Source organism: Pseudomonas kairouanensis (assembly GCF_004682055.1).
In the GTDB taxonomy this organism is placed as follows: Bacteria; Pseudomonadota; Gammaproteobacteria; order Pseudomonadales; family Pseudomonadaceae; genus Aquipseudomonas; species Aquipseudomonas kairouanensis.
Map to the genome: position 1 here is coordinate 35,096 of NZ_QUZU01000045.1, position 12,039 is coordinate 47,134.

At 62.5% G+C, this 12,039-nt stretch carries 9 protein-coding genes; 2 read left to right on the forward strand and 7 right to left on the reverse strand.

The annotated features are described in order from the left end of the window. Positions 1-13 precede the first annotated feature (13 nt). The 7 genes from DYL59_RS25905 to DYL59_RS25935 all read right to left on the reverse strand — a co-directional run bounded on the left by DYL59_RS25905 (position 14) and on the right by DYL59_RS25935 (position 9,832). On the reverse strand, positions 14-2,233 hold the full coding sequence (locus DYL59_RS25905; protein ID WP_135291745.1) for a xanthine dehydrogenase family protein molybdopterin-binding subunit: 2,220 nt from the start codon (positions 2,231-2,233) through the stop codon (positions 14-16). Beyond that, entirely contained in the window at positions 2,233-2,688 is a 456-nt protein-coding gene (locus tag DYL59_RS25910) for a (2Fe-2S)-binding protein (RefSeq protein ID WP_135291746.1), read from the reverse strand. Before DYL59_RS25910 ends, DYL59_RS25905 begins: the two co-directional genes overlap by 1 nt. 247 nt (positions 2,689-2,935) lie before the next feature. Beyond that, positions 2,936-4,636, reverse strand: a complete 1,701-nt coding sequence (locus DYL59_RS25915; protein ID WP_135291747.1) for an AMP-binding protein — start codon at positions 4,634-4,636, stop codon at positions 2,936-2,938. A 143-nt stretch (positions 4,637-4,779) separates the two neighbouring features. Continuing rightward, a complete protein-coding gene (locus DYL59_RS25920; protein WP_135291748.1) occupies positions 4,780-7,164 on the reverse strand; it encodes a TonB-dependent siderophore receptor in 2,385 nt (794 codons plus the stop codon). Between the two features lie 89 nt (positions 7,165-7,253). Next, the gene (locus tag DYL59_RS25925; RefSeq protein ID WP_135291749.1) at positions 7,254-8,213 is read right to left on the reverse strand and encodes a FecR family protein; all 960 of its coding nucleotides are present in this window, start codon (positions 8,211-8,213) and stop codon (positions 7,254-7,256) included. A 53-nt stretch (positions 8,214-8,266) separates the two neighbouring features. Next, on the reverse strand, positions 8,267-8,764 hold the full coding sequence (locus DYL59_RS25930) for an RNA polymerase sigma factor (protein WP_135291750.1): 498 nt from the start codon (positions 8,762-8,764) through the stop codon (positions 8,267-8,269). 108 nt (positions 8,765-8,872) lie between these two features. Beyond that, the gene (locus DYL59_RS25935) at positions 8,873-9,832 is read right to left on the reverse strand and encodes a sugar phosphate isomerase/epimerase family protein (protein WP_135291751.1); all 960 of its coding nucleotides are present in this window, start codon (positions 9,830-9,832) and stop codon (positions 8,873-8,875) included. Positions 9,833-10,032: 200 nt separating this feature from the next. On the opposite strand from DYL59_RS25935, the gene DYL59_RS25940 reads away from it, so the two are divergent. Both DYL59_RS25940 and DYL59_RS25945 read left to right on the forward strand, forming a co-directional pair. Beyond that, a complete protein-coding gene (locus DYL59_RS25940) occupies positions 10,033-11,055 on the forward strand; it encodes a LacI family DNA-binding transcriptional regulator (RefSeq protein ID WP_135291752.1) in 1,023 nt (340 codons plus the stop codon). Positions 11,056-11,166: 111 nt separating this feature from the next. Then, entirely contained in the window at positions 11,167-11,943 is a 777-nt protein-coding gene (locus tag DYL59_RS25945) for an ABC transporter substrate-binding protein (protein ID WP_135291753.1), read from the forward strand. Positions 11,944-12,039 lie beyond the last annotated feature (96 nt).

Below are 12,039 nucleotides of genomic sequence, written 5' to 3' on the forward strand. Positions count from 1 at the left end.
CGGTCTCTGTCGGTTAGCTGAAAGTGTGTCGGCTCAAAGGCAAGCTGCGGATGCGCTGGCCGGTCAACTGCGCCACCGCATTGGCCACGGCCGGTGCCACGGCGGGCAACGGAGGCTCGCCAATGCCGCCCATTTTTTCGCCACTCTCGACAATCCGCACATGCACCTGGGCCATGCGCGACGGCGGCAGAATCGGATACAGGTCGTAGTTGCGCGCCCGTGGCTTGCCGTCCACATACACCGCCTCTTCCAGCAAGGCCTGGGACAAGCCCAGGGACACCGCGCCATTGACCTGGGCCTCGACAATCGCCGGGTTGACGATGCTGCCTGGGTCGATGGCTTGCCAGATCTGGTGCACTTTGACCTGGCCGTTTTCAATCGACACTTCGGCGACCACCGCCGCATGGGAGCCGAATGGCGAGGCCATGGCCACGCCACGGGCTCTGCGGGTGCCATCTTCGGCGGTGTAGGGGCCGCGCTTCCAGCCACCGGACAGTTCGCCCACCGCCTGCAACAGCGTGGTCAACCGTGGGTTGTCGCGCAGCAGATGCAGGCGCAACTCGTAAGGGTCGTGGCCGCCCTTGTCGGCCAATTCATCCAAAAATGCCTCGTAGAAGAAGTCATTCAGGGAATTGCCCACCGAGCGCCAGTAGCCCAGCATGGCCGGACCCTTGACGTAGATTTGCGCGATGCGTTTGTTGGGGATCGCATAGGCCTTGCCCGACAAGCCTTCGAGGGCTGTGGGGTCAAGCTTTTCGCCCTGTTTGCCGGCAATGGCCTCGGTGGGGCCTTCAGTGGCACTCACCGCTTCAATGGCGGTCGGCAGGCCTTTGTCGTCCAGCGCGGCGCGGAACTTGACCACCGCCACCGGGCGCAATACATCACGCAGGAACTCTTCCTCGCGGCTCCAGATCAACTTGACCGGACGGCCCACCGCCTTGGCCAACGTGATCGCCTGCGGGTAGGGGCTGGCCGAGTCATACAGGAAATGCCGGCCGAAAAAACCGCCCAGCAACGGCGAGTGCAGGTTGATTTGCTCGATAGCCAGGCCGGTACGCTTGGCGATATCGGCGCGGAACATGTCGGGGGCCTGGTTGGGCAGCCACACATCCAGCGTGCCGTCGGGGTTGAACCGCGCCAGGGCCGATGGCGGCTCCAGCTGGGCGTGGTGCAGATACTGGTTGTGATAAGTCGCTTCGACCTTGGTCTTGGCGCCTGCCAGTGCGCCGGCCACATCGCCTTCGTTTTCGTCATCCCGCGCCGGGCCTTGCTGGGCGGCAAGAAAGTCGCGGAAGCCATCGCTGGAAAAGTCCGCCGGCATCACCCGCACGGTCGCATCGGCACCGGGTTCCTGCCAGTCGACTTGAATCGCTTCCACCGCGCGCTTGGCGTGCCACCAGCGTTCGGCCACCACCGCCACGGCGCCGGGCAGTTGGTGAACCGAATGCACGCCTTTCATGGCTTCCACTTGCGCCTGGTTGCGCAGGCTGCCCACGGTCATGCCCAGGCGCGGCGCGTGTTGCACGGCGGCGTGGAGCATGCCGTCGACCTTCTGGTCGATGCTGTACATGGCCTTGCCGGTGGATTTGTCGTAGGCATCCAGGCGTTTTACCGGCTTGCCGATCCAGCGGAACTGGCTGGGGTCGCGCAGCTTCACACTGGCCGGGTCGGGCACGGGCATATCCAGGGCAAGGCCGGCCAACTCACCGTAACCCAGGGACCGGCCAGACGCCGTATGCACCACGCGGCCTGGTTGGGTGGTCAACTCGGCCACCGGCACGCCCAATTGCGAAGCGCCCGCCTGCAGCAGCATGGTACGCGCCAGGGCGCCCAGACGACGCATGGTGGGGTAGCTCATGCGCACCGACATGCTGCCGCCGGTAATGCGCATGCCGTTTTCCATCACCACATAGGCTTCACCGGGCGGCGCGGCCTCGACCACGAAAGTGGCGGGGTCGGCGTCAAGTTCTTCGCCGACAATCTGCGCCATTGCGGTGTGGGTGCCTTGGCCACCTTCCATAAAGGGGCTGAGCAGGTGCACGCTGCCGTCCGGGCGAATTTCCAGGAAAGCCGGCACTTGAGTGCCGCGTTCAGCGGCGGTGGCAGCCTGCACCCTGGAAGTACCCAGCGGCAGCCCGAAACCGATCACCAGCGCACCCACGGCGGTACTGGCCAAAAAGCGTCGGCGCGACAAATTCACCGGCGCATCAAATAGGTCTTTGGGTGTATTCATCAGGCACGCTCCGGCTTGGCCAGGTCATGCATGGCGGTGCGGATAGCGTTATAGGTGCCGCAGCGGCACAGGTTGATCATCGCCGCTTCGATCTGCGCGTCATTGGGCGCGGGGGTGTGCTTGAGCAGAGCGGTGGCGGCCATCACCTGCCCGGACTGGCAGTAACCGCATTGCGCCACCTGACGCTCGACCCAGGTCGCCACCACGCGCTTGCCCACGTCATCGGCCTCGATGGCCTCGATGGTGGTGATTTCGCGCCCGACCACACCGGCTACCGGGGTGACGCAACTGCGCACCACGTTGCCGTCCACCAGTACCGAACACGCGCCGCACTGGGCCAGGCCGCAACCGTACTTGGTGCCGGTCAGCCCCAGGTCATCGCGGATCACCCACAGCAACGGTGTGTCCGCGTCCGCATCGACCTGATAGGTCTGTTGGTTAATACGTAATTGCATGGCTCACCTGCTGATCGACGGTAGGTGCGGCCTTTATGAATGCAGTGGCCGCTTATTGTCGAACTCTAGACCACCGCGCAAGGGCAATGTATCCGGTGGTCGATAAGTTCGCAGGATCAGGCAAGTATTCAGGAGGATTAGGTCAGCTGCTTAGAGTGCTGCTGACACCCCTCAATCCAAAATGTGGGAGGGGGCTTGCCCCCTCCCACATTAGTTTCCCTCACACATTTTGAACCGAGTCAGGCAGTTACACCGTGGGGGTAGTCACTACAAAATCTTCCTCGAAATATTCCTGTTCCCCCCGCGTCTCACTCTGGCGCCGCACCACCTCCATCTGCCGCAACTCCACGCGGCGGATCTTGCCGGAGATGGTCTTGGGCAACTCGCTCACAAACTCGATACGCCGCACCCGCTTGTACGGCGCCAGGTTGTCGCGGGCAAACGCCAGGATGTGGCGTGCCAGTTCATGGCTACCTGGGGCGTCGTGGGCCAGGATCAGGAAGGCCTTGGGCACCGCCAGGCGCAAAGGATCGGGGCTGGGCACCACGGCCACTTCCATCACCGCCGGGTGTTCGATCAGCGCGCTTTCCAGTTCGAACGGGCTGATGCGGTAGTCGGAGGCCTTGAACACATCGTCGGCACGGCCAACAAAGGTGATATAGCCGTCGGCGTCGATCTGCGCGGTATCGCCGGTGCGGTAGTAGCCGTCGCGCATCACTTCGGCGGTTTTTTCCGGGCTGTCTTCGTAGCAGAGCATCAGGCCTAGCGGGCGTACGTCCAGGGGGAGGGCGACTTCGCCTTCAGTGGCGGGCAGGCCGTCCGGGTCCAACAATGCAACCTGATACCCCGGCAACGGCCTGCCCATGGAACCGGGCTTGAGCAACTGGCCCGGCGTATTGCCCACCAGTGCAGTGGTTTCCGATTGGCCGAAGCCATCGCGCAGCGGCAAGCCCCAGGCGTGCTGGATCTGTTCGATGATTTCCGGGTTCAGCGGTTCGCCGGCACCCACCAGTTCCCGCAGGTTCAAGCGCGATTTATAGCTGGCCAGGTCTTCCTGGATCAGCATGCGCCACACCGTGGGCGGCGCGCACAGGCTGGTCACGCCATAGCGTTCCAGCGCCGTGAGCAGGGCGGGTGCGCTGAACCGCGCGACGTTATGGATAAAGATGCATGCCCCGGCATTCCACGGCGCAAACAGGCAACTCCAGGCATGCTTGGCCCAGCCGGGGGAGGAGATATTCAGGTGCAGGTCGCCCGGTTGCAGGCCGATCCAGTACATGGTCGAGAGGTGGCCCACCGGGTAACTCTGGTGGCTGTGCAGCACCATCTTCGGTTTGGAGGTGGTGCCGGAGGTGAAATACAACAGCATCGGGTCGGTGGCGTGGGTTTGGCCCTCGGCTTCGAACTGCTCGGAATACTCAAAGGCGGCGTCATGGGCCACCCAACCAGCGGGCGCCGCGCCGACACAGATGCGGCTGCAACCCTCGGCCAGCCCGGCAAATTTGCCGACATAGGCTTCACCCACCACCAAATGACGTACCTGCCCACGTTCGATACGGTCGCGCAAATCATCCGGGTTCAGCAGGGCAGTGGCAGGAATGACCACGGCGCCCAGCTTGAACGCGGCGAGCATGGTGTCCCACAACGCCACGTCGTTGCCCAGCATCAGCAGCACCCGATCACCGCGACGCACGCCCAGGGAACGCAAGTGATTGGCCACCTGGTTGGAGCGCGCAGACAGTTGCTGGAAGCTGTAGCGTTGCTCGCTGCCATCTTCCTCGACGATCCATAGCGCAGTGGCTGAGTTGCCTTCGGCCATCACATCGAAGTAATCCAGCGCCCAGTTGAACGCATCCAGTTGCGGCCAGCGGAAGTCCCGTGCGGCGGTGGCATAGTCGGTGCGGTGGGCGAGCAGAAAATCCCGGGCGGCCAGGAAGGGGTGCGTCATGGTCGGTGTCCTTGATTATTGTTGTAGGGACTTGTTGTAGGACTGGCCCCCGGCTCAGCCGGGTGGCTGAACCGAGTATAGGCACGCATAAATCTAGAGATGAACCCGCAGAAACACCGATGGGTTGTGCAAAAAACTCATGCTCAGTATTTCCAGGTGACTGACGCGGTGAGGTTGCGCGGCGCGCCGTAGTTGGTGGAACCGGCGGCCTGGTAGAGCGACAGCAGGTACTTCTGGTCGGTGACGTTGTTCAGGTTAAGCGAGGTGCTCCAGTGCTCGTCGAAGTCGTAGCTGCCCATCAGGTCCACCAGGGCGTAGGCGTCTTGGTACACGCGGCTGTTGCTGTCGACCTCGGTGTGGCTTTGCCATTGCACGCGGCTGCCGATCTTGGCTTTGGGCAAGCCGGGCAGGCGATAGGTCAGGCTGCCGCGTACGCTGTGGGTGGGCACGTACTGGCGGGCGCGTTCGCCATTGTTGTCCTCGATATGCACGTAGGTATAACCGCCACTGAGGGACAGGCCGGTGAGGATTTCACCGTTGGCTTCCAGCTCCACGCCACGGCTCTTGTAGTCGACGCCGCGATACACGTATTGGCCGTTGACGATGGCTCCGGTGGCCTCGGCGACGTTTTGTTGCTCGGTCTTGAACACGGCGGCGGTGACGCCCAGGCGCTCATCCAGCAGGCGGCCCTTCACGCCGACTTCCATGCTTTTGCCTTCCAGTGGTTCGATGATGCCGCCGGCAGTGCTGCGCAGGTATTGCGGTTTGAAGATCTCGGTCCAGCTGGTGTAGAGGCTCCACTGTGGCGTCAGGTCATAGACCAGGCCCGTGTAGGGCGTGACTTTGCCGTGTACCCGGGTGTTGTGGGGCGAGCCGTAGCCCATGCCGTCGCCATCGGCGCTGAGCATGCGCGCACCGGCGATCCAGTGCAGGTCGTCGGTAAGGCTGAAGCGCGCACCGGCGAACAGGCTTTTTTGGCGGTCGGTGAACCGTTGGGTGTTGAGGTCGTCGGTGTAGTTCATCTCCGGCTCCACCACGTTGCCGGCCAGCACGTCCTCCAGGTTTTCTACTTGATTACCCGACGAGGTGCGGTAGTGGCCGCGCTCGGTGTGGTGCAGGCGGCCGTAGTTGGCGCCCAGGGTCAACTCATGCTCACGGCCCAACAGGCTGAACGGCCCGGACAATTGCCCTTCGGCCGCCACCTGATGCTCGGTGCTGGTGGTGCGGTTGATATAGGCGGCGACCGTGTCGGCGGTGATCGGGATGGCGTAGAGCATTTTGGTGTCGGAGTGCTGGCTCATACCGGACACGGTGAGGGTGCTGGTCCAGCCATTGTCGAAGGCGTGGACGAGTTCTGCGAAGGCGCGCTGGGTCTGGATATTCCAGTAGGTCCACGGCTGGCCCACGCTGCTGCTGCGGCTGCTGTAGTGGATGCGGTTGCCTAAGTAGTCGGCAATCGGCAAGCCGCCCCAGGTGCTTCCGTTGGATTGGCTGTCTTGCTGGGAGAAGCCTACGGTGAGGGTGTCGGCATCGGACAGGTCGAAGGCCAGCAAACCCGCCATCACGTTGACTTCGTGGCTGTAGTTGTCGAGGTAGGAGTTGCCCTTGTCGTGGGAGGTGATAAAGCGCCCGCGCACGTTGCCACCGTCGGTCAGCGGGCCCGATACATCCAGGGCCAGGCGCCGGTTGTCCCAGGAGCCGCCGCTGGCATCGATACGGGCCTGGAAGGTGTCGGTGGGGCGCTTGCGCACCAGGTTGACGGTGGCCGAGGGGTCACCCGCGCCACTCATCAAGCCGTTGGCGCCGTGCAGCACATCGACCTGTTCGAACTCGGTCATGTCCTGCTCACCCACCAGCACGCCGCCGGAGAACGGCAGGCCCATGCCATCGAATTCGAAGTTCTCGATCTTGAAACCACGGGAGGTGAAGGCAGTACGGTCGGTTTCGAACTGCTCCACGGTCACCGACGGCGCGCTGCGCAAGGCCTCTTTGACGCTGTTGAGCTTGAAATCGTCCAGCTGTTCGCGGGTGACCACGGTGACGGCCTGCGGGGTTTGCTTGTCGGTGAGGCCGAGCTTGGTGGTGGTGGACTTCGGCTTGCCCAGGTAGCCGACGCTCGCGCCGCCGTCTTGCCCTGCGTAGTCCTGAATGTGGATAGCAGGCAGGGTCATGCCGTCCGCCTGCTGGGGCAGGGGCACCAGGTACAGGGTGGCCGCGTCGGTGCGCGAAAAGCCATAGCCGCTGCCCTTGAGCAATTCGGCCAGGGCCTGTTCCGGCGAGTACACCCCCACCACCGCCGAGCTGCGCAAGGCGGCATCGAGGTTGCCGTCCAGCAGCACGTTCTGCCCCGACTGCTGGCTGAACACCAACAGTGCCTGGCGCAGTGACTGGGCCGGGATGTTCAGCGACAGCTTATCCACCGAGGTGCCCGGTGCCGGCGCCGCATAGGCCGGGACCGCACCCATGAGCAGGCTGCAGGCGAGGGCGGCGGCGCGCCAGTGCTGGGTGGGTTGAGGATGCTTTGCCATTCAGGTGGTTCCCTATGAGGTCGCGCTATCAATCCCTCTAGGACGGATGAAACTCGGCGATACCTGATGGCGATGTGAATTATTTGCGATTAGGCCGGTTGGATCAGGGTGACCAGGTCGGTGTAGCGGGTCATGCGTACGGCCAGGGCTTTGGACAACACGTCGAGCATCTGGTCGGGGCGATTGAGGTTGAGGATCAGGCTGACCCGGCGTGCGGCCAGGTGTGGATCGGGGATGAAAATCTTGCCTTCACGCCAGCGTTGCAGTTGGTTGACCACGGTGAGCAGCGGTGTGTCGAAGAACACCAGGCGACCGTTGCGCCAGGCCAATACCTGTTCGAGTTCGGCGCGTTGGATCGCCCCGGTTTGCGTGGTGCTGAACCGCAGGGAGAGGCCTTCGCCCAGGTCGGTTTGTTGGTTGGGGGTGATCACGCGGACGGTGTTGCGGCTCACGCTCAGCTGCGCGTTGGCCCCGTCGCAGGCCAGGCAGAAGTCGGCCTGGGGCGTCAGCACGCGACCGGCTTGGGTCTGTACTGAAAACTCCCCGGAGGCTTTAGGCTGCACCGTGAAAAACGCTTCACCTTGCAGCAGTTCCACCGAGCGTTGGGTGGCGGAAAAATTCAGGTTGAGTGCGGTATTGCCTGCCAGTTCCACCGTCGAGCCGTCGGGCAATTGCACGCTGCGTCGTTCGCCCACGGCGGTGCGCACATCGGCAAACGGCGAGCTGACGCCCTTGAGCCACAGGGTGCCCGCACTGGTGGCAACCACCGCCACACTGGCGGCGGCGGCCAAACCAACAAAGCGCCGTCGAGACAGTTGTGGCGCTTGAACCTTGGGCGGTGCCAGCAGCGCAGTTGCCGCCCAGACCTTCTCCAGGTGGGCATACGCCTGAGCATTGCGCGGGTCGGCGGCCAGCCACTGGGCCAGTGCTTCGCGCTCGGCCGGGGTTGGCATGCCTGCCTGGAGCAAGGCAAACCACTCACTGGCCTGGTGACTGGCGTCATCCGGGCGGGCGAGGGGCGGGAGCAGGCGCGGCGGTTCAACACTCATGGGTTAATCAATTCAACAAAAACCGGTCAGGCGGCGAGTATAAGTGAACGCGCTCACTCGGGCATGCCCTGCTTCAACAAGTCCAGGGCGCGCACCATGCGGCTGTAGGCGGTTTTGGGGGAAATCCCCAGGCGTTCGCCGATCTCGACGTAGGTGAGGCCTTCGACCCGCACCAGCAAAAATACGACGCGGCAGGGCTCGGGCATGGTGTGCAGCACGTCGTTGAGGGTTGCCAATTGCTGGTTGGCGATGGCGGCTTGTTCCAGGGTGGGGCTGGGCTGTTCGAGTGTGCCGGGTTCCTGTAGGTCCAGCGGCTCGCCCTTGCGGTGTTCCTGGCGGCGGGTGTGGTCGATGAACAGGTTGCGCGCGGCAGAGAACAAATAGGCGCGGAAATTTTCGATGCGGGTGCGGCCCATCTGCTCCGATAGGCGAATGAACGCGTCCTGCGTCAGGTCGGCTGCGGTTTCCTTGCAGCGTAGACGGCGGTCCAGGTAAGCCTGGATTTCACCGCGATGGGCGAGGTAAAGCGCCTTGAGATCTGAGCCGGACATAAAGCTACCTGACAGCCATGGAAGCAAGCGCGGCGCAATATAACAAACGAGAATGATTGTTAATAGCGGCGTGATGGCTTTTTTTGCCATCACGCCGCTGGCAGGCAGTCAGATTGCCTGTGGCTTGAAATCGCTGGCGGCAACGGGCATCACGCCCTTGAGCAGCGCCACGGATTTCTCCAGGCCTTCGAGGCTGTTGAGCAGCACGTCTTCGTGTTCCAGGGACAGCCAGCCGTCGTAGCCGGCCATTTTCAGGCGGTAGCAGAACTGGCGCCACCACTCTTCACCATGGCCGAAGCCGAGGGTGATGTACGACCAGCTGCGCGCCGACACGTCCATCAGCGAGCCGTTTTCCAGCAGCGAATCCACCGCTTGTACCGGCGCGTTAAGCATCGTGTCCTTGGCGTGCACGTGGTACAGCGCATCGCCCAAGGCGTCGGCGGCGGCCAGTGGGTCGGCGCCCATCCAGAACAGGTGGGACGGGTCCAGGTTGGCGCCGATCAGCGGGCCGATGGCGCCGCGCAGCTTGAGCAGCGAGCGTACGTTGTACACGCATTGGCTGCCGTGCAGTTCCAGGGCGATGCGTTCTACACCATGGGCCTTGGCCAGGTCGGCGATGTCGCTCCAGAACGGCAGCAGGCGCTCTTCCCATTGATAGCGCAGGATGGTCTGGGTTTCTGGCGGCCAGGAGGCGACCACCCAGTTGGGCATGCGGTCGCCGGCCTGGCCTTCGGGCAAGCCAGACATGGTGCACACGGTCTTGATCCCCAGCTCGCCAGCCAGACGGATCGTATCCTTGAGGCACTGGGCCTGTTCCGGCTGGGTTGGGTGCAACGGGTTGCCGTTGGCGTTGAGGGCGATGATTTCCAAGTTGTGCTGCTCGAAGCTGTGGGTGAAATCCCGGCGTGCGGCATTGCTTTGGAGCATCTGTTTTAAGTTGATGTGCGGCGCGGTGGACCAGCCGCCGGTGTTCACTTCCAGGCCCGACAGGCCCATGCGTTCGGCGTGCTTGAGCACATCGCCCAGGGGCAGGGAGCCCAGGGTATCGGTGACAAATCCCAGCTTCATAGAGAGGATCCTTGGTGGTCCAGATGAGTTGTTGTGGTTGTTATGGAGGGGATTATTGGCAGCGCGGACCCTTCGTTCAAGGACGAGCAAGGGCAAAGATTGATGGGAACTCCATCAGATATCGCTGCGGCTCCTACTCGGATAATGGTGGTTAAAGCGTTATAACTGATGGCAATTCCATCACTATTGGCGCGTTGTCCATGCCTTCTAGAATTCCCTCGCAGCTTTGGAAAGGCCCCACCGTTGAGCAGATTGCCAAGGTGGCCCGTGTTGGCGTCGCCACTGTGGATCGGGTGCTCAACAACCGTTTGAACGTGCGGGAAAACACACGGCTAAAAGTGTTGGCGGCGCTGGATAAGCTCAAGCAGGACATGGCCAATGGCACCGCCACTTTGCACATCAAGTTGTTCTGCGAGTCGGGCGAAACCTTCAACGCCACTCTGGCCAGCGCTCAAGAGGTGATCAACGGTTCCACCCCCGGCGCGGTGGTGCATGGCCATTTCCTGCCTTCCAACCAGGTTGACCCGGCGACGTTCGCCGACCACGTCCAGGCCGATGGCGCCTCGGCCGACGGCGTGATCGTGGTGTCCCGCGAGCACCCGGCCATTAACCGCGCGGTTCGCGCCTTGTGCCGCCAGGGCATCCCGGTGGTGTGCCTGACCACCGACCTGCCCAACTCGGGGCGCAGCGCCTATGTGGGCAACGACCAGTACGCCGCTGGCAGCGTTGCCGGGTTGTTGATTGGCAATGCGCTGGCGCGGCAGAAGGCCAAGATTTTGCTGGTTACCAGCATGGCGTTTCGCTGCCAGCAGGAGCGTGAGATGGGCTTTCGGCGGGTACTGCGGGCGGAGTTTCCCCACTTGAAAATCGATGAGCGGATGATGTCCGACGATAGCCCCGAAACCACGGCCGAGCAGTTGATGCGTTACTTCGCCAAGCACGATTGCCCGGCCGCGATCTACAACGTGGCCGGCGCCAATCGGGGCGTGGCCCAAGCCATCGGCACCCTCGCCGCCGAGCGACGCCCGGTGTTTGTTGGTCATGAATTGACCGTGCACACCCGGGCCATGCTGGAGTCCGGGGTGATGGACTATGTGGTGTCTCACGATTTTGTCGGCGAGATGGCCGCGGCGGTGCGCTGGATTCGCGGGGCACGTGAAGGCGCCAGGGCCGCGCCGCCGTTTACGCGGGTGCTGGTGCATACGCGCTACAACTGCGATTGACGATAAAGACATAAAAGTCCAGTATGGAATTATAAGTACAAAAGCAGTCGCTCCCGTTTCGTCTTTTTCTTCACTCTTGCCAAATCAACAACAACTTGCGAGATCGTCCCCATGAAGAAACTCCCTCTCATCACCGCCCTGGCCCTTGGCCTGCTTGCGTCTGGCCCAATGCTGGCCGCCGAGAAAACCCTGCGCATCGGCATCGAGGCCGCGTACCCGCCGTTTGCGTCCAAGACCGAGGAGGGCAAGATCGTCGGTTTTGACTACGACATTGGCAATGCACTGTGCGCACAGATGAAGGTCAAGTGCGTGTGGGTCGAAGGTGAGTTCGATGGGCTGATTCCTTCCCTCAAGGTGAAGAAAATCGACATGGCCCTGTCGTCCATGACCATCAACGAAGACCGCAAGAAGTCGGTGGACTTCACCCACAAGTACTACTTCACCTCCTCGCGCCTGGTGATGAAGGACGGCGCCGTGGTGGACGACCAGTACGCCAGCCTCAAGGGCAAGACCGTCGGCGTGCAGCGCGCCACCACCACCGACCGCTATGCCACCGAGGTGTTCGAGCCCAAGGGCATCAACGTCAAGCGCTACAGCAACAACGAAGAGATCTATATGGACCTGGCGGCGGGGCGCCTGGATGCGATTTTTGCCGATACCATCCCGCTCAATGACTTCTTGCAGATGCCACGGGGCAAGGGCTATGCATTTGTCGGGCCGGAGCTCAAAGACCCTAAATACGTGGGTGAGGGTGCGGGGATTGCGGTGCGCAAAGGTAATGAGGCGTTGGTCAGCGAGTTGAACACGGCGATTGACGGGATTCGGGCGAGCGGGGAGTACCAGAAGATTTCGCAGCAGTATTTCAAAGCCGATATCTACGGCGATTGAGGGAGCTCACCGGTATCAAGTCAGCCTCGGTCAATGTGGGAGTGGGCTTGCTCGCGAATACGGTCTGTCAGTCACCGGATGTATTGACTGACCCAC